This is a genomic window from Sphingomonas sp. R647 (genome assembly GCF_020177055.1).
GTDB lineage: Bacteria > Pseudomonadota > Alphaproteobacteria > Sphingomonadales > Sphingomonadaceae > Sphingomonas.
Genome location: NZ_JAIQXT010000003.1, coordinates 101,999 through 119,956 on the forward strand (window position 1 = coordinate 101,999; position 17,958 = coordinate 119,956).

General features: G+C 64.9%; 17 protein-coding genes. 7 read left to right on the top strand and 10 right to left on the bottom strand.

The window, feature by feature from the left end; genetic code table 11:
• Window positions 1-40: 40 nt before the first annotated feature.
• Together K9B35_RS07480 and K9B35_RS07485 are read right to left on the bottom strand one after the other, a co-directional pair.
• Window positions 41-892, bottom strand: coding sequence for a class I mannose-6-phosphate isomerase (locus tag K9B35_RS07480; RefSeq protein WP_224921209.1), 852 nt, complete (start codon window positions 890-892; stop codon window positions 41-43).
• 12 nt (window positions 893-904) lie between these two features.
• Window positions 905-2,242, bottom strand: a complete 1,338-nt coding sequence (locus K9B35_RS07485; RefSeq protein WP_224921210.1) for an MFS transporter — start codon at window positions 2,240-2,242, stop codon at window positions 905-907.
• A gap of 269 nt (window positions 2,243-2,511) precedes the next feature.
• Here K9B35_RS07485 and K9B35_RS07490 point away from each other — a divergent pair, with 269 nt between their 5' ends.
• Window positions 2,512-3,555: a formylglycine-generating enzyme family protein gene (locus K9B35_RS07490; RefSeq protein WP_224921211.1), complete on the top strand. Its 1,044-nt coding sequence runs from the start codon at window positions 2,512-2,514 to the stop codon at window positions 3,553-3,555.
• A gap of 214 nt (window positions 3,556-3,769) precedes the next feature.
• Window positions 3,770-5,554 (top strand): asparagine synthetase B family protein, encoded by a 1,785-nt coding sequence (locus K9B35_RS07495; protein ID WP_224921212.1) that lies wholly within the window; start codon window positions 3,770-3,772, stop codon window positions 5,552-5,554.
• A 204-nt stretch (window positions 5,555-5,758) separates the two neighbouring features.
• On the opposite strand, the gene K9B35_RS07500 is transcribed toward K9B35_RS07495, so the two are convergent.
• From K9B35_RS07500 to K9B35_RS07510, 3 genes are read right to left on the bottom strand one after another with little or no spacing between them, the layout of a single operon-like run.
• Window positions 5,759-6,637: a sulfotransferase domain-containing protein gene (locus K9B35_RS07500; RefSeq protein ID WP_224921213.1), complete on the bottom strand. Its 879-nt coding sequence runs from the start codon at window positions 6,635-6,637 to the stop codon at window positions 5,759-5,761.
• On the bottom strand, window positions 6,634-7,578 hold the full coding sequence (locus K9B35_RS07505) for an HPr kinase/phosphorylase (protein ID WP_224921214.1): 945 nt from the start codon (window positions 7,576-7,578) through the stop codon (window positions 6,634-6,636). Before K9B35_RS07505 ends, K9B35_RS07500 begins: the two co-directional genes overlap by 4 nt.
• Window positions 7,568-7,855: a PqqD family protein gene (locus tag K9B35_RS07510; RefSeq protein WP_224921215.1), complete on the bottom strand. Its 288-nt coding sequence runs from the start codon at window positions 7,853-7,855 to the stop codon at window positions 7,568-7,570. The genes K9B35_RS07505 and K9B35_RS07510 overlap by 11 nt, the downstream gene beginning before the upstream one ends.
• 329 nt (window positions 7,856-8,184) lie before the next feature.
• Here K9B35_RS07510 and K9B35_RS07515 point away from each other — a divergent pair, with 329 nt between their 5' ends.
• From K9B35_RS07515 to K9B35_RS07525, 3 genes are all read left to right on the top strand, one after another.
• Window positions 8,185-8,475 (top strand): hypothetical protein, encoded by a 291-nt coding sequence (locus K9B35_RS07515; RefSeq protein ID WP_224921216.1) that lies wholly within the window; start codon window positions 8,185-8,187, stop codon window positions 8,473-8,475.
• A gap of 159 nt (window positions 8,476-8,634) precedes the next feature.
• Window positions 8,635-10,116, top strand: a complete 1,482-nt coding sequence (locus tag K9B35_RS07520) for a UxaA family hydrolase (protein ID WP_224921217.1) — start codon at window positions 8,635-8,637, stop codon at window positions 10,114-10,116.
• Complete coding sequence (locus K9B35_RS07525; protein ID WP_224921218.1) at window positions 10,113-11,555, top strand: mannitol dehydrogenase family protein; 1,443 nt, start codon at window positions 10,113-10,115, stop codon at window positions 11,553-11,555. The genes K9B35_RS07520 and K9B35_RS07525 overlap by 4 nt, the downstream gene beginning before the upstream one ends.
• Before the next feature lie 79 nt (window positions 11,556-11,634).
• On the opposite strand, the gene K9B35_RS07530 is transcribed toward K9B35_RS07525, so the two are convergent.
• Genes K9B35_RS07530 through K9B35_RS07545 form a run of 4 tightly spaced genes read right to left on the bottom strand, consistent with a single transcriptional unit; the run spans window position 11,635 to window position 14,439 of the window.
• A complete protein-coding gene (locus tag K9B35_RS07530; RefSeq protein ID WP_224921219.1) occupies window positions 11,635-11,841 on the bottom strand; it encodes a hypothetical protein in 207 nt (68 codons plus the stop codon).
• On the bottom strand, window positions 11,838-12,632 hold the full coding sequence (locus K9B35_RS07535) for an SDR family NAD(P)-dependent oxidoreductase (protein WP_224921687.1): 795 nt from the start codon (window positions 12,630-12,632) through the stop codon (window positions 11,838-11,840). Before K9B35_RS07535 ends, K9B35_RS07530 begins: the two co-directional genes overlap by 4 nt.
• 5 nt (window positions 12,633-12,637) lie before the next feature.
• Entirely contained in the window at window positions 12,638-13,834 is a 1,197-nt protein-coding gene (locus K9B35_RS07540; protein WP_224921220.1) for a zinc-dependent alcohol dehydrogenase, read from the bottom strand.
• Window positions 13,834-14,439, bottom strand: coding sequence for an SRPBCC family protein (locus tag K9B35_RS07545; protein ID WP_224921221.1), 606 nt, complete (start codon window positions 14,437-14,439; stop codon window positions 13,834-13,836). Before K9B35_RS07545 ends, K9B35_RS07540 begins: the two co-directional genes overlap by 1 nt.
• A gap of 267 nt (window positions 14,440-14,706) precedes the next feature.
• Between K9B35_RS07545 and K9B35_RS07550 the strand changes: the two genes are divergently transcribed.
• Entirely contained in the window at window positions 14,707-16,008 is a 1,302-nt protein-coding gene (locus K9B35_RS07550) for an Hsp70 family protein (RefSeq protein ID WP_224921222.1), read from the top strand.
• Window positions 16,009-16,134: 126 nt separating this feature from the next.
• Window positions 16,135-17,727 (top strand): MFS transporter, encoded by a 1,593-nt coding sequence (locus K9B35_RS07555; protein WP_263622416.1) that lies wholly within the window; start codon window positions 16,135-16,137, stop codon window positions 17,725-17,727.
• Between the two features lie 11 nt (window positions 17,728-17,738).
• On the opposite strand, the gene K9B35_RS07560 is transcribed toward K9B35_RS07555, so the two are convergent.
• Entirely contained in the window at window positions 17,739-17,900 is a 162-nt protein-coding gene (locus K9B35_RS07560; RefSeq protein ID WP_224921224.1) for a hypothetical protein, read from the bottom strand.
• Between the last annotated feature and the right edge of the window lie 58 nt (window positions 17,901-17,958).

Sequence of the window (17,958 nt, forward strand, 5' to 3'; positions counted from 1 at the left end):
CCCTGCAAAGCGAACGATTCGTCATGACTATCCTCACCTTTTATCTTTCAGCGCCGGTTTCAGATCGATCCTGGCAAGCCTGATCTTGGGTGGCCCGCGCGGTAAGCATCCCGCCGCCGGTCTCGATCCCGATGTCGACCGGGCTATCCGCCAGCCATACCGTTCCCGGCGTTAGATCGGTACCTGCGGCAGTACAGCCAGCCGCGATCGGCATCAGCCACACTGGTTCGGTCGTGCTGGCCGAGACATGATGATCGCACGGACCGCCAAGCCGTTCGATCGTGAAACTGGGCGCCGCGACAAGCTCTTCGCGCGCCGGGCCGATCGCGCGCACGGGGCTGCGCGCGAAGGGCACTGCAACCGCGGCGGCGATGCCCGCGTCGAGCTGAAGCGGGCGTGGACGGCCATAATCGTAAAGCCTGTAGGTGAGATCCACGTTCTGCTGGATCTCGAGCAGCGAAAGACCCGCGCCGATCGCGTGGACGGTGCCAGCGGGCACGTAGAAATAATCGCCCGGCTTCACCGGATGCCAGACCATCAAATCCTCAATGCTGCCGTCAAGCGCGGCTGCGCGCAGTTCCGTGTCCGAAAGCTCCCGCGCGAAGCCGGCGCCGATGGTCGCGCCTGGTTCGGCGGTGAGAATGAACCACGCCTCTTCCTTGCCGCAGACATGGCCGCTGGCGCGGGCCTGATCATCATTCGGGTGAACCTGAATCGAGAGCTTTTCCGAGGTGAACAGGCGTTTCACCAGCACACTCGGCGCAGCGGCGTCGGCGAACCAGATCTCGCCGATCGGTTCATCCGCGTTTGCGGTATCGGCATAGATCGCGGGGATTGCCCGCTGCCCCCAGACTTTTTCGACCGCGTGTCCCTGAAGCTGACGCATCGCCATCGCCAGTCCCCCTCAATGGCCCGCTGCAGAACCAGCGTCGCCACTGCGCAGCGGTGACGCGCGACGGGCCGCCAGGCCGAAGCCCACGAGCAGGACATAACACGCCGCCGGAACGATGAAGGCAGTGGCATAGCTGGTCGCCCCCGATACCAGCCCGACCAGCAGCGGCACCGCCGCTCCGCCGACGATCGCAAAGCACAGGAACCCCGAGGTCGCCTCCTTGCTGGCGCTCGAGCGTTCGAGCGTGAGCGTGAAGATCACCGGAAACATTATCGAATTGAACAGGCCGATGCACAGCGCCGCATAGCCCGCCGCCGATCCGCCAATGACCGCAACGAACAGGCAGAGCGCGCAGGCGGCGCCGGCAAACGAAGCGAGCAGCGCGGCGGCTGGAACCCGGGTGAGCAGCCCCGAGCCGATCAGCCGCCCGACCATCGCTCCGCCCCAGTAGAGACTGACCATCTTGCCAGCCTGCTCGAGCGGAATGCCGAGTACGCCCTCGCTGTTGAGAAACAGCGCCATCTGCGAGCCGATGGCGACTTCCGCGCCGACATAAAGGAAGATCGCGCCGCCGCCGAGCAGTGCCCAGCGTGACGAGGCGGCTTCAGCGAAGAGAGCGAAAACGGAGCGCTGAGCGCCCTCCTCCGCCGTGACGGGCATGGCCTTGGTAATGAGCCTGCGCGCGAACCAGATGAATAGGACGAGCAGTCCGATCAGCACCGCGATCCACAGAAAGGCAGCGTCGATCCCGATCAGCGCCGCCGCGCGCACCGCGCCATCAAGCTGTTCGCCTTCCTTGATCTCGACCCCCTTCAGGAACAGCAGCGCACCCAGATAGGGACCGATGAAGGTGCCGAGGCTGTTGAACGCCTGGCTGAGCGTGAGCCTGAAGTGGCTGCGATCGGGCCGGCCCAGCGCTGCGGCGAGCGGGTTGGCGGCGACCTGCAAAATGGTGATCCCGCTCGCGAGGATGAACAGGCCCAGCAGGACCAGGCCATAGATGGCAAGGTTCGCCGCAAGCAGCATCAGCATGCACCCGGCAATCATCGTGACGAGTGCGATGAGCACGGTTGTCACCGACTTGCGACGCGCAAGAAGCGCTGCAGCCGGCAGGCTCATCACGCCATAGGCGATGAAGAAGGCCGACGCGCTCATTTGCGCCTCGAAGTCGGAGAGGCTGAAAATGCCTTTCACCGCGGCCACCAGCGGGTCGATAAGCGAGGTGATGAAGCCCCACGCGAAAAACAGCGTCGTGACCGAGGCGAAGGCGAACTGCGTACTGGCCGAGGCCCTCGCGCCGCCACCTGTGCCCGCACCCGGAGCGATGCCTGATGCCCCTGTCTCGCCCATCCGATTTCCCTCTCCCAGCCCCCCTGACCATCCGCATGGCGTCGAGGCGATCAAGCGCCGCGTACGGTACCGGGGGACGAGGGTGTTCTTTGACTATGGCTCGGAAAATAGCGCGAGGAACGTGGGTGTAAAGAATTTTAATTTAGGTAATCGGCGGGCGTGGGCGCCTTAAGGGGGCTTGAGGTTGTTCTTATAACTCCGCATGAATACCAAAATCATTTGATATAAAATATCGCCTTTCCAGGGATTGGCAGGAGGAGGAAGCCGGGATGCAACACCGTGCATGGATGATAGGCTGGCCGATTGCGCTTGTGCTGTTTGTCGTCGCGTGCGGCGACGCATCGCAGAAACCTGCCACTCCGCCTACGGCAACCGAACGCGCGATCCGGACATCGTGCAAGCCCCCACCCTCGCGACCGGTGCAGATCAAGGGCGGCAGTTTCGTGATGGGGAGCGACGCGGTCTATGCCGAGGAAGGCCCGGCGCGCGAAACCCGGGTCGACGGGTTCTGGATCGATCCGCACGAAGTGACCAATCGCCAGTTCGCCGAATTCGTCGACGCCACCGGCCATGTCACGGTAGCCGAGAAGCCCGTCGATCCGGAGCAGTTTGGCGTGCCGGTCGAACAGATTCCGGCCTATCTGCTCGAGCCTGGGTCTGCCGTGTTCACGCCACCCGCGCGCCCGTCGCGCAATTATGCCGATTGGTGGGCCTATGTTCCCGGCGCCAGCTGGAAGAAGCCCTACGGACCGAAAGGCGCCGACCCGGTACCGCAGGAGCCGGTCGTGCATCTCGCATGGACCGATATGCAGGCATATGCATCGTGGCGCGGTGGGCGACTGCCAACCGAGGCCGAGTGGGAATATGCAGCCAGCGCCGGCGCGCCGAAATATGTCGAGCAACCCGATCCTGGGCGCGCCAACACCTGGCAGGGTGTGTTCCCGGTGGTCAATGAGGGGAAGGACGGTTTCAAGGCCATCGCGCCGGTCGGCTGCTTTGAACCCAATGCGTTCGGGCTCTACGATATGGTCGGGAATGTCTGGGAGGTGACCGCCGATGTGTACCGTCCCGGCCATGACCCCGCCAAGCAGGACAATCCGCGCGGACCGAGCGAGAATGGTGCCTATGATCCGCTCAATCCCGGAATGATCAGCCGGGTGATGAAGGGTGGCAGCTACTTATGCGCCCCCAACTATTGTCAGCGTTATCGTCCTGAAAGCCGTCAGGGTCGAGACCCGGGCCTCGGTGCCTCAAACGTCGGGTTCCGACTGGTTTATGAAAGGCAGATGTCGTCTCCGCGCGCGAAGATGTAACTGAAAGGTCGCCGCGCTCGACCTGGGTGCCGATGATCGGGTGCAGGTGCCCGCCGATCTCAGGCGCACCATCGGGTCGAGCCAACTTTGACGATCCGCTGTAATTCGGGCAGTTGGGCGGCGATCGGATCCGTTCGAGGTCGTTGTCTTGGCCATAGCAGGCGCGCTGCACATTATTGGATCGCCAGTCGATCTCGCTCGATCTGTAAGGGCGATGGCGCTGGGGTCGGGCAAAGGTCGCTTTCACCACGCGCCGGGCGCGACATTGGGCGTGTGTGACGACGCCACGCTGGCAATTGATGGCGCCGTCGTCGCGCTGTTCCATGGCCGCCTCGACGATGCCGGGGGCGTTACGGGGCGGTCCGCCGCCGACATCGTCGCGCATGCCTATCGCCGCTGGGGTGAGGACTTTGCCGCGCGGCTGATCGGTGATTTCGCGTGCGCGGTGTGGGACAGCGCATCGCAACGGTTGCTGCTGGCGCGCGATCCTTTTGCTGCGCAACCGCTGTTCTTCTGGCGGAACGGCGCCACGTTGCGCTTCGCGACCGAACCACAGGGCCTTCTGGCGGAGCCCGACGTCCCGCGCGGGATTGACGAAACCTGGGTTGCGCGCTGGCTGGCGCTGCTCCCGCAGAGCGATTCCCGTACCGCATATCAGGGGATCGAGCGGGTCATTCCGGGCCATGTCGCGCACTTTGACCAGCAGGGACATCGTCAGACCCCATTCTGGAAGCCCGAAGCACTCCCCAGAATCGAGCTACCGAGCGACGCCGCTTATGCCGAAACGATGCGCAACCTGCTCGATCAAGCGGTCCGTTGTCGCATCGCCGGGCACAGTGCGGTCGGGAGTACCTTGAGCGCGGGGCTCGACAGTTCCAGTGTCACGCTGCTCACCGCGCGCCAACTCGCCCCGCAGGGTCTGCGCCTTACCAGCTTCACTGCGGTGCCGTCGGCGGGGTATGACGGCAGCGGCCCGAACCATCGCATTTGCGACGAAGGGCCGCTGGCCGCGATCGTTGCCGGGGCCGAGCCAAATATCGATCATGTGCGGGTGCCAAACGGCGGCCCACCGCTGTTCGACATTCTCGATCGCGTCGCGGCGACGGCCGGCATGGCCGCGATGAACCCGATCAACCAGGCTTGGGTCGATGCAATCGGGTTGGCGGCGAGGGATCGCGGGATCACCGTGATGCTGGGCGGAGGCATGGGCAATATGTCGATCAGCTATCATGGGCTCGACGCATTGTCCCGATGGGCGCAGCGAGGGCAGTGGGTCAGGCTCGCGCAGCACATGTCGGCGCTCCATCGCAACGGACATAGCTGGCGTGCGCTCGCCAGCCGCGCGATCCTGCCCGCCTTGCCGCTGCGACTGCGCCGCCGGATCCGAAGCCTCGCCGGTCGACCGGAAGATCAATTGCAAGACTTCTCGGCGCTGCGTCGCGACTTTGCGGCGCGGCTGAACGTGATCGATCAGGCGGAAGGCATGGCGGGCAATGTGTCCAATCTGGCACCGGGCGGCGATCCGCGCTTGGCGGTGATCCGGCGGACCGATCCAGGCATGGCATTACGCGCCGAACGGCGGCGCTTCGGCTACGTTCACTGCGATCCGACGGCGGACCGGCGCGTGGTAGAATTTTGCCTTGCCATCCCGGTCGAGCAGTATCTGCTGCACGGTGAGAGCCGGTCGCTCGTGCGGCGCGCAATGGCTGGGATAATGCCCGACGCGGTGCGGCTGGAGACGCGGACCGGATTGCAGGGTGCCGACTGGGCGATCCACGTCAACGCCGCGCGCACCGAAATCGCGGCTGAAATCGAGCGGCTGGAAAGCAGCGCGCTCGCCAGCGCTTGTCTGGACCTGCCGCGCCTGCATGCGCTGTTGCGCGATTGGCCGCGCACCGGTTGGGATCGCTACGACGTCGCGCAAAGCTATCGATTCGCACTGATGCGGGCCGTGGCGACGGGCCGCTTCCTGCGGCGCTTCGAGGGCTCGAACGGCTAGTCGAAGCTGCGCTCAGGAATAGTTGATGCCGGCATCTGGCCAACCGCCGGGGCTGTTCATCGTGTCACTTACTGGAACGAATTCTGCCTTCGGCTTGTGCCAGGCCTTCGTTGGCGCTTCCACCTTTGCCGGTTCCGAAGCCGCATTCACTGCACGTTCGTCTTGCACGCGTTTCCCCCGTCCGCCATTGATCGGGCGATTTGTTTAGCCGATCGGGGGCTGTGGAACAACCGCCCCCAAATCCTCGCCCCGTAAATCATTATAGCGGAGCCGATCCATGATCGCGCCGTGCTCCCGTACAATCTGCGCTGCTTGGGCCGCGGTTAAGACGTCTCGCCATGCCCCTGGAGTTCCGGCGCCGAAGAAGCGATTTGGTGCGAAGCGTGAAGATTCGCGAAACCCCGTCTGCGCCTCTGCCGCCGCGAGCCGATCAAGCCGGGTGGTCTCGACGACACGCGCCAGCCGCTCGGAGGGCGCCGGAATATCGAAAGCACGCGCGATCGCTGCGAAGCCGTCATGCGGTGCGGCGACCAGGTCCTCATACCGCACCAGCGTAAGCGGCAGGTCGGCGTCGAGCCAGCTTCGAGCGTGGTCACTCCAACTCGACACAAGCTGGGCGACGTGCGGGCGCAGGCCCGTCGCGCTGACCCCGAGCGTAAAGCGGGAATGACCCAGCGCCGCGATTGCGTCGGGCATTGCCAATCCGAAATAGCGCGCAAGCGAAACGACGACGTCGCGCGGATCGCGCACGATCAGGACAATCGCAGTGATCTGATCTCGCGCGAAGGGCGGGGCATCGGCACCCCGTGCTTGCAGCCATGCATCATGGGTCTTGAGCGGGAAGCTGCTCGTTGGCTGCCAGTTACGAAACGCCATGGCACGCAATCGCCCTTCCTCTTCGGGAAGCAGGTCCGAGGTCTCGATCTCGAGCGCTTCGTCGATAAGTGCCCGGTCTGCGGCCACCACCCCGCCAAGTGCATTGAGCGCGACCACACCATCTTCGTTCAACAGGCCAGACAGCACTGCCCGCACCCACGTATTGCCAGATCGCGGATAAGAAGCGAGCAGGCGTAGCTGGTTCATTGCGTGGCGTGCCTTTCAAGCCGCCGCACCAAATCAGCCAGTGTCGTCAGATCGGGACCGCGCGTCAGCCGGTGAACCGGCACCGTCCCGACGATGTGCCCGACCATTTCGAACAGTTCCGCCGCCCGGCCCCAGTGCAACGCTGTCCGCCGACGATATATTTGCTCATGTACGCCCGTCGCAGCGCGCACCAAAGCCAGACGTTCGATATCCGGGCGTCCCAAGATCGGCGCAGCGGCCGGATCGAGCAGGTAGATCGAATTCAGGGGCAACGGATCGGCCTGAAACTGCGCGGCGTCGCAAAATCGCAGGTTGTACTTCTGTTGGCCGAAGCGATTGGCTTCGAGACCCTTCGCATCTACGTTGATCGCATTCAACGAGTCCTGCCAAAGTTTGACGCGAGGAAACGCCGGGCGCACCATCGGGCCACCGGTCGCAAAAGGGTCGATTGCGCAAATATCGTCGGCTACCAGCCTGTGCCCGCGCCGTACCAGTGCGGCGGCGAGCGTCGACTTGCCGGCGCCGGACGCACCCGAAAATGCAATAGTACGGTGATCGACCACGACGCACGCAGCGTGCAACGGAAACAGGCCACGCTTGTGGCACAGCAACCCAAGGATCGTTCCGTACAGGAATGTCCGCACATCTGGCCTGTCGGCGTCCATTTGCGGGTCGATGACGATCTCGCCAGCCGATCGCAGCCAGAAGGTCGCGACCCCGTCGATCACAAGCCGCGCCTCGCGGTCCGGATTGACTTGCAGCAGCGGCGAAAGGTGCTCCGCCTCGGCTAACAGTGGCGGCACCGGCGCAATCGTGATCCGCAAATCCGGCGCGCGCTCGTCGCCTGTCCAGGGGGCGCACTCGGGCAGTGCGATGTCAGTGCGGACACGCCATCCGAACAGCAGCCTGTCCTGTGCCGCCGCCGCGCTATCAGACGACATCGATGATCCCATGAGCGTGCAAAGCAGTAAGCAACTCGAGGAGATCGGCTAAAATTTGATCCCGCTCGCCGCGATAGTCGTGGCAAACTGCGTCGCACAGCTCGGCAATTGTCATGGGCTGCGCCAGCCTGCTCCACACATCGCTGGCAATCTCATCAAGCGCGCAATAGACGGAGCTGTCGATGCTCAGCATCAGGACATTATCCCCGGCAGCTGCGGTCAGCAGCCCTTGAGCACGTGAGACGCGATGCGTTGGCGCTAGGGTTTCAGGCGGCATCGTCAATTCTCCATCTACCGCGGTTAGGCTCTGCCACTTTTGGCGCAGGGGATAGTAGTTTTGCGACGTGTGACAAGCCGTCGCCCCGCCGCCGAGCAGCCCTGCTTGGGCAAACGAGCTTCGGTCTCGGGCGGATGAAAACACTCAAGAAATCGAGCGTGAGGGAAAGTCACCAGTGACTCTCAAAAGGATCGTTGGTTTCATGGCCTTCATCGACCTCAGTACCACCGAACCTCACTGCGTCCTTGCGAGCGCATGGCATCAAGCTAGAGTGGGTGGCGGTCCCGATTGGCCTGCCTTTGGACGGAACTCGATACGTGCCCGTTACCGTGAACGCGTTCGAGGAGTTGGTCCCGAATCGCCGAATTACGGATTTCATGGGCTCGGTCATGGTTGAGCAATTGCTTGATCTCGCGATCGCCGGCGCGGATGACTTTGCTCCGACATCGGTCGGAAACGGCGGCGGCGGCACTGTCAGCCCGTATATCCGCGCGTCGCTGTTGCTGCGCGATCTGGGGGAGTGGCGTTCCGAATTGGAAACCCGGTTCGCGGCCGTTTTGGACGATACCGTGCGCGAACTGCGCCTGTCCGATATTGTACAGCGACGTTCGCGTGATTGAGCCGGACTCAGACGGTGCTGCGCGGATCATTCTCAGCGCCTATTCGGCGGTGAACGGCTTTAGCAAAACGTGCTGGAACGCGCTTCGACCTGACCGCGATGCTGTACGATGCATGATGTATCGCTTAAGGTTTGTCTGCTGAATCCCGGAGTTGCTGGAATGCCCAAGGCGCTGAAAATCGCCCCGTCTGACGATGTCCTGACGATGCTGGAGGATGGCGCAGCGGGCGACGTCGTGGCCTTTGAGGGCGGTACAGTGCAACTGACCGACGCTGTTCAGCGCGGGCACAAGGTGGCGTTGCGCCCGATCGAACCCGGCGCGCCGGTGCGCAAGTTCGGTTTTCCGATCGGGCGGGCGAGCCAGCCGATTGCTCCGGGAGCGCATGTCCATTCGCATAATCTGGCGACCGCGCTGGGCGGGCACGGGAGCTACGACTTTTCGCCCTCAGCCGCTGCGGTGCCCGGACGGGTGCCAGCGGCAGCGACGTTCATGGGCTATCGCCGCGCCGATGGGCGAGTGGGCACGCGCAACGAAATCTGGATCCTGCCCACGGTCGGCTGCGTCGCACGGACGGCGGAGCGGATCGCGCGGCAGGCGGGCGAGCGGGTCGCGCATTTGGTCGATGGGGTCCATGCCTTTTCGCATCCGCATGGCTGTTCGCAGCTGGGCCATGATCTCGACGGCACCCGCGCGATCCTGGCCAGCCTGGCGTGCCATCCCAATGCCGGGGGCGCGGTGATCATTGGCCTGGGGTGCGAGGAGAATCAGGTCGCGGCGCTGATCGACGCAATCCCCGAGGCGCGGCGCGGGTCGGTCCGTTTCCTCGTTGCACAGGCGAGCGTGGACGAAGTGGCCGAGGGCGTGGCGCTGGTCGAGGAACTGGCGCAGACCGCGACCGCAGTGCGCAGCCCGGTCGGGCTCGACGCGCTGGTGCTGGGCGTCAAATGCGGGGGGTCGGACGGGCTGTCGGGGCTGACCGCCAACCCGCTGGTGGGGCGCATGGCCGACCATGTGACCGCGGCGGGGGGCAGCGCGATCCTGACCGAGATCCCGGAGATTTTCGGGGCCGAGCATCTATTGATGGAGCGCGCGGCATCGCGCGAGACGTTCGACGCGATCGTCACGCTGGTGAACGGGTTCAAACAGCATTTCATCGACCATGGCGAACCGGTGTCTGAAAATCCCTCACCCGGAAACGTCGCGGGCGGGATCACCACGCTCGAGGAGAAATCGCTCGGCGCGGTGCAGAAGGGTGGGACTAGCGCGGTTGCGGATGTGATCGAGTATGGCGCGCGGATTGCGGCACATGGCCTGACGCTGCTGGAGGCTCCGGGGAACGACGCGGTGTCGTCGACCGCGCTGGCGGCGGCGGGCGCGACCGCGATCCTGTTCACCACGGGGCGGGGCACGCCGCTCGGCTTTCCGGTGCCGACGGTCAAGATCGCGTCGAACCACGACCTTGCAACGCGCAAGCCCGGCTGGATCGATTTCGACGCTGGCATGGTGCTCGACGCTGGCATGGACGCGGCCGATGCGGCGTTGTTGCAGCGGATCATCGCCATCGCGTCGGGCGAGGAAACCGCTGCGGAACGCAATGGCGAGCGTGAGATCGCGATCTGGAAACGTGGAGTAACCCTGTGACTGTCCTATCTCGTGCGGCCCTGTCCAGCCTGCCCGCGACTGTGGAGACGCCAGCGGGGCGGCCTGCACTGCAAACCGGCATCGTCCATTTCGGGCCGGGCGCGTTTCACCGTGCGCATCAGGCGGCCTATATCGATCGCCTGCTGGCCGATGACCCGCGCTGGGGGATTGCGGCGGTGTCGATGCGGACGCGCGGTACGGTCGATGCGCTGGCGGCGCAGGACGGGCTGTACACGCTGGCGATCCGCGATGCCGCCCCGTCGTTGCGGGTGATTGGCGCGCATAGCGCGTTTCTGGGACCGGAGGATGCGGCGCAGACCGCCGCGCTGCTCGCCGATCCGCAGGTGCGGCTGGTTACCTCGACCGTGACCGAGAAGGGCTATTGCCTTGCGCCCGATGGGACGCTTGAGTTGTCCCACCCCGATATCGTCCATGATCTGGCGGGGGACGGGACACCGCGGTCGGTGGTCGGCTGGATCGTCCAGGGGCTGGCGGCGCGCAGAGCGGCGGGGGTGGCGCCGTTCACGGTGATGCCGTGCGACAATCTGGCCGACAACGGGCGCAAGCTGCACGCGGCGCTGGTCGGTTATGCCGGGCAGGCCGATGCCGAACTGGCGGCGTGGATCAAGGCGGAGGTCGCGGTGCCGTGCACGATGGTCGATTCGATCACGCCGGCGAGTGATGCGAGTTTCCTGTCCGACCTGACCGCGCAACTGGGCGTTGAGGACGCGGCGGCGGTGCAGCGCGAATCCTTTGCGCAATGGGTGGTCGAGGATCTGGGCGTCGACTTCGGGCCTGATCTCAAGGCGGCAGGCGTAATCCTGACCAGCGATGTCGCGGCGTGGGAGCGGGCCAAGCTGCGCATCCTCAACGGCGCGCATTCGAGCATCGCCTATCTCGGCCTGTTGCGCGGGGCGGCGTCGGTGGCGGAAGCGATGCGCGACGCCGCGCTGGCGCGCTTCGCCGATGATATGGTGCGCGATGAAATCCAGCCCTTTGTCGGCACTGTGCCGGGGCTCGACCTCGATCAGTATCGCGCCGACGTGATGCAGCGGTTCCGCAACCCGGCGATCGTCCACCGGCTGGAGCAGATCGCGATCGATGGGTCGCAGAAGATCCCCTACCGGCTGGGGGACTCGCTCGCGGCGAACCGGGCTGCGGGTGTGCTGCCGGGGCATATCGTCACCGCGCTGGCGGGGTGGATCGTGTTTCTCCACGAGCGCGCGCAGGCCGGGACGCCGATCGCTGATCCGCATGCGGCGGCGATGGCCGAGCTTGCCGCAGACCGCGACGCGCCGGCATTTGCCCGCGCGCTGGCGGAGAGGGACATTGGCCTTGCCGCCACGATGCTGGCCGACGACGCGCTGATGCCAGCGCTGGAACAGGCCGTGCGCGACGTCTCGGCCCGCAACTGGGGCGCACAGCCGCTGGCTTGCTGAATTCAGGCGGCGCGCCCTTCGATCGGCTGATCGAGCGAAAGCGTCCCTTGAGCGGCATCACGACACTCCCGGACCGGGCTCACCCGTCTGCTCGATCTTTCGGATAGTCTTCCGGCTTGACGGTACCGACCACCGGCCGATCCTCGCCTGTTTCTGGCGACTGGCCGCCAGGCGTGTCCTCGCCGCGGTCGGGCGTATCGCGCGGACTGCTGGCGTCACCCGCATGCCGGTGCTCGGTCGACAGGTTAGGCTGCGGCCGCGCGTCGCTGGATTCGTCTGCAATCATAGCGCTTCATCCTTTCCCGAGCCTAGCTCCGCCATTCCGCGATGCATCTCTGCCAGGATCGATTGAGGCACGATCCCGGACATGGCGACCTGCAACTTGTTGCTGACCCCGGATACGATATGACCCTTGCCATCCATCATTGCGGACCAGCCGTCTTGCGCGACCTTGGCGGGGTCCGCCTTGTCATCATCCTGCCCGAGTTCCGTGTCGAGCATGCCCGCACGCGCAAAGAACGCCGTATCCGTAGCGCCGGGCATCAAGGTCGTGATGGTGACGCCATCACTATCCTTGAGTTCGTTCCGCAACGCCTCGGTGAAGTAATTGATGAACGACTTGGTCGCATTGTAGATCGCGTTGAACGCACCGGGGATGTAGCCCGCGATCGAGCCGGTCACGAGCACCCGTCCCTCACCACGCGCCACCATGTCCTGCAGAACTTTCTGGAGGAGATAGACGGTGCCGGTCACGTTGGTGTCGACCGAATGCCGCCAGGCCGCAACGTCCTGTTCCAGAAACGGGCCGCCGGTCCCGATACCCGCATTGGCGATCAGGATATCGATGGAGCGTCCGGCTGTGGCAGAGAGTAGCCGATCGACACCCTCAACGCCCGAAAGGTCGGCTTCCACCGAATCCACTGCCACATCGTATTTGCGGAACTCATCCACCACGGTGCGGATTTGCGGTTCGTCGGCGACGAGGATCAGATCATATCCCTCCTGCGCCGCGATCCGCGCGAGTTCTAGGCCAATGCCGGTCGATGCGCCGGTGATGACTGCTAGTTTGTTGCCCATGGTGCTCACTCCGCTGCCATCCGGGTGTCCATGCCGGGCTTCAGCACGACCTTGGTCACCTCATTCTGCTTATCATGGAACATTTTGTAGCCCTCGGGCGCCTGTTCGAGCGGGAGGGTGTGGCTGATCAGGAAGGTCGTATCGATCTTTCCCTCCAGGATCGCCTGAAGCAGGCCAGGCATGTAGTGCTGGACGTGGGTCTGGCCGGTCTTGAGCGTCAGCCCCTTTTCCATGAACGCGCCGAGCGGGAATTTGTCGATAAAGCCGCCATACACGCCCGGCATCGATACGCGCCCGCCCTTGCGGCAGGCGATGATCGCCTGACGAATGACATGGGCGCGATCGGTGCCGAGGAAGGTCGACGCCTTGATCTGGTCGATCACATTATCGACGAACAATCCGTGCGCCTCGAGCCCGACCGAGTCGATGCACGCATCCGGGCCGATCCCGCCGGTCATCTCCAGCAGCGCTTCATAGGTCTTGCTGTCTTCGAAATTGATCGTTTCGGCGCCGAAGCGCTTGGCGAGTTCGAGGCGGTGGGGGAAATGGTCGATCGCGATGACGCGTTCCGCGCCCATCAGGAAAGCCGACTGCACAGCGAACAGCCCGACCGGACCGCAGCCCCACACCGCAACGGTGTCACCCGGCTCGATCTGCGCATTTTCCGCCGCCATCCAACCGGTGGGGAGGATGTCGGACAGGAACAGCACCTTTTCGTCTTCCACGCCGTCGGGAATGACGATCGGACCGACGTCGCTGAACGGGATGCGGACATATTCTGCCTGCCCGCCGGAATAGCCGCCGGTCATGTGGCTGTAGCCGAACAGCCCGGCCATGGGCTGGCCATACAGTTCTTGTCCGATGTCCTGATTGTCGGCAGGCAGGCCATTGTCGCACGCCGAATATTGGTGCTTGCCGCAATGGTAACAGGCACCGCACGAAATGGTGAAGGGCACGACCACGCGCTGGCCTTTTTGCAGCGTCGATGTGGGGCCGACCTCGACCACCTCGCCCATGAATTCATGGCCGAGGATATCGCCAGACTGCATCGTCGGGATGTAACCGTCATAGAGATGCAGGTCGGACCCGCAGATCGCGGTCGCGGTCACCTTGATGATCGCATCGCGCGGGTTGAGGATTTCGGGATCGTCGACGGTATCGACGCGCACATCATGCTTTCCATGCCAGGCGAGTGCGCGCATCAGTTCTTTCCTTCGTCCATCTGGGCGCGGCTGCGCGCGCCGGTCGCGATCTCGCCGGTTTCCATGAGCTGTTTGAAGCGGCGCAGGTCGCGCCGCGCCTGGATCGCCGGTTCACGCTGAAACATCTTGGCGATCACCTTGCCGATGATGCCGGCCGGCGGGTCGTAGAGTATCGTTGCGGTGACGATGGTGCCGCGGTCGCCCTGGGCATCGCGGAAGTCGATCCGGCCGCTATTGGGCACGTCCGCGCCGTCCTCCGACGCCCAGGCGATGCACTCACCGTCATGTTCTTCGGTAATGATCGAGGTCCACTCGACGGTCTTTCCGGCTGGCGCCTTGACCACCCATCGCGAACGCGTGTCGTCGAGGATTTCGATCCGCTCGACATTTTCCATGAAGGTCGGAAGGTTCGTCAAATCGCGCCAGTAAGCGAACAGTTCGGCGCGGGGCCGATTGATCGTAACGGTGCGACCGACAAGCGTGTCGGCGTGGTCATCGGGCGCATCGACGAGGCTCGCTTTCGCGGCATCCACCGCTGCGGGGGCGTGTTTGGAGGCCGCAAGCGGGGCGTCGTCCGCGCGCGCGGGATCAATCGTATCGGCCATAGCTGATCCTTGCTGAAAGGGTGCCGCGTCAACGATGAAGACGACAGGAGCGTTCCCCGTTCGCGCAGAAAAGGGCGCTTTCTAACCTATGTTAGACGGTCCGATCGCGAACAGCGGGCGCGCCAAAGGCGCCGCGCCGCTCGACAAAATGCCCGGCGATATCCTGGTCCGCCTTGCTGCCCCTTGGGTGTGCTGCCATAGCGCCGCGCCTCAACTGCACCCGGCGCGACGGCACGCAGGGCTTGGGCATCGTCACAGGAGAAGCTTGTGGACAGCAACGTCCGCCCCGCGGCGCTCGGCCTCGACTTCGGCACCACGAACACCGTCGCGGCACTCGCTGATGGCGAGGGCGGATCGCGCCTGATCGAGTTCGCGCAAGACGATGCCAGCGACGCGGTATTCCGCACCGCCCTGTGTTTCTGGGAAGAGGAGAGCGGCTGGAACGGCATCGCGCACGACGCCGGCCCCTGGGCGATCGCGGAGTTCCTGCAATCGCCGTTCGACAGTCGGTTTGTGCAATCGTTCAAGAGCGTCGCCGCAAGTCCCACGTTCGAACGCGCGCAAATCTATGGCCGGCCGTTCCGGTTTGAAGACCTGGGGCAAAGGTTTCTGCAGAAGCTTGTTGCGCATTCCGGCGCCGCGCTGACGGATCGTCCGCGTCGCATCGTCGTGGGCCGTCCGGTCGAGTATGCCGGCGTGCGCCCTGACCCCGCGCTTGCTCGCCAGCGCTATGATGCCATGTTCGACGGCTTCGGAACCGAGATTCACTATGTCTACGAACCGCTCGGCGCCGCCTATAGCTACGCCGCGCGGCTGACCGAGGCTGCAACGCTGTTAGTTGCCGACTTTGGTGGCGGTACCACCGACTTCTCGATTGTCCGCGTGGCCGCGCCCGGCGCTGACCGTCGCTGCGTTCCGCTGGGCTTTTCCGGGGTCGCGATTGCAGGCGACCGGTTCGACCAGCGGATCGTCCAGCAGCTTGTGCTCCCATTGCTTGGCAAAGGCGGCAGCTACCGTTCGTTTGGCAAGGAGTTGCCGGTACCGGGCGGCTATTTCGCCGAGTTCGCCGACTGGTCGCGCCTCGCACTGATGCGTAACCGCCGCACGCTCGACGAACTGCGGCGCCTGCAGCGCGACGCGCTCGACCCGGTCCCCATCGGTCGGATGATCGCGCTGATCGAACATGAGCAGGGCTTTCCACTTTATGATGCCGTTGGTCGGCTCAAACGCGCCCTATCGAGTGCGGAGCAGGCCCCATTCCGCTTTGAGGGTGGTGCCGTGACGATCGCAGCAGAGGTGCGCCGTAAGGACTTTGAGAGCTGGATCGCCGAGGACTTGCTGCGCATCGAAGCGGCGCTCGACGACGCCATGGACCAAGCGGCAATGTCTGCAGACCGGATCGATCGCGTATTCCTGACCGGTGGATCATCCTTGATCCCGGCGATCCGCGCCTTGTTTACACGCCGCTTCGGCGAGACGCGCATTGCGACAGGCGGCGAACTGACGTCGATCGCGCACGGACTGGCGTTGATCGGCACGCAGCCTGACCTGGCGGAATGGACCGCGTAGGCAGTCTCTGCTGGCGGCGGAATTCGCCAGCCGATTGGATCACTTGCCGATTTGCGGCATTGAGCGGGGGCTATGCCGCAACCGTCCTCCGGTCCCTTCTCTGTTTCGCTGTTCCGCGCCGTGTGGATGGCCAGCCTCGTTTCGAACTTCGGCGGGCTGATCCAGTCGGTCGGGGCCTCGTGGATGATGACCAGTCTTGGGGCGTCGCCGCAGATGATTGCGCTGGTGCAGGCATCGGTGAGCTTGCCGATCATGCTGCTGTCGCTGTGGGCGGGGGCGGTCGCCGACAATCTCGACCGGCGTCGAGTGATGCTGGCGGCGCAGAGCTTCATGCTGCTCGTGTCGGCGGGCCTTGCCATCGGCGCGTGGCTAGGCTGGATCACGCCCTGGACGCTGCTCGCATTCACCTTCCTGATCGGGTGCGGCACCGCGATCAACGGACCGGCGTGGCAGGCATCGGTCGGGGACATGGTGCCACGGCCGATGCTGCCCGACGCGGTCGCCTATAACAGCATGGGCTTCAACATCGCGCGCAGCACCGGACCGGCGCTGGGCGGCGCGATCGTGGCGGCGGCGGGGGCGGCGGCAGCGTTCCTGGTCAACGCGGTCAGCTATCTCGGCCTGATCGCGGTCCTGTTGCGTTGGAAGCCGGACCTGCCCGCGCGCAGGCTGCCGCGTGAGCGGCTCGGCGTCGCGATGGCGGCGGGGATTCGCTATGTCCGCCTGTCGCCCAGCATTCGCGTGGTGCTGGTGCGTGCCGCCCTGTTCGGGTTTGCGGCGAGCGCGCTGCCAGCGCTGATGCCACTCATCGCGCGCGACCTGATCGGCGGTGGCCCGCTGACCTATGGCCTGCTGCTCGGCGGCTTTGGCACCGGGGCCGTGATCGGCGCGATCGGTGCGCGGCGCCTGCGTCAGGCGGTGTCGACCGAGACGCTGGTCCGGTTAGCTGCACTGGCGCTGGCGCTGGGCGCCGGGTTGGTCGCGCTTCAGCCGGGGCTGGTGGCGACGCTGTTCGCGCTGGTGCTGGCGGGAGCGGGGTGGGTCACCGCGCTCTCGACCTTCAACGTCAGCGTCCAGATGGCCTCGCCTCGATGGGTCGTCGCGCGGGCGCTGTCGCTGTACCAGATGGCGGCATTTGGCGGGATGGCGGCGGGAAGCTGGGTGTTCGGCCTCATCGCTCAGCATCACGGGCTGGCCAGCGCCCTGCTCCTCGCTGCGCTGGGGCAATTGGTCGGTATCGCGGTGGGGCTATGGCTCGCGGTGCCGGAGATCAACCAGCTCGATCTCGATCCACGCGACAGCTGGCACGAACCCGAAACCCGGGTGCCGGTCGAACCGCGCAGCGGGCCGATCGTAATCACGATCGAACACCGCATCGCCGAAGCGGATATCGCCCGGTTCCTCAGCGTGATGAGCGAACGCCGCCGGATTCGCAGGCGCGACGGCGCGCGGCACTGGACGTTGCTGCGCGATCTGGGTGAGCCCGAGCTGTGGATCGAGCGGTATCATGTGCCGACCTGGACCGACTATGTCCGCCACAATCAGCGCCGCACCCGCGCCGATGATGCAAACAGTCTGGCGCTGCGCACGTTGCAGATCGATGGCATCGCGCCTGTCGTGCACCGCCGGATCGAACGCCAGACCGGATCGCTGCCGGCGGGGCGCCTGCCCGATGCGCGCGAGCTGGATCCGGTGACCGACGCTACGCGATCAAGCTGAAGGCGCGGCGTTCAGGGCCAGGCGGGGCGTTCCTGCGCCAGGGTCGCGCGGCGTTCAAACTCACGCATGATGGCGAGGCGGGCCGAGCGCTGGGCCGGGGATACGGCGCCGAGTGCGAGGCCGAGTTCCTGACGGGCGCGCCGTTCGAAATAGGTGGCGAATTGTCGCTGCACGGTGTCCCCTCCCGGATCTGATGGTCTGTCCTGCGGCCCGACAGAGATCGGGTGGCGC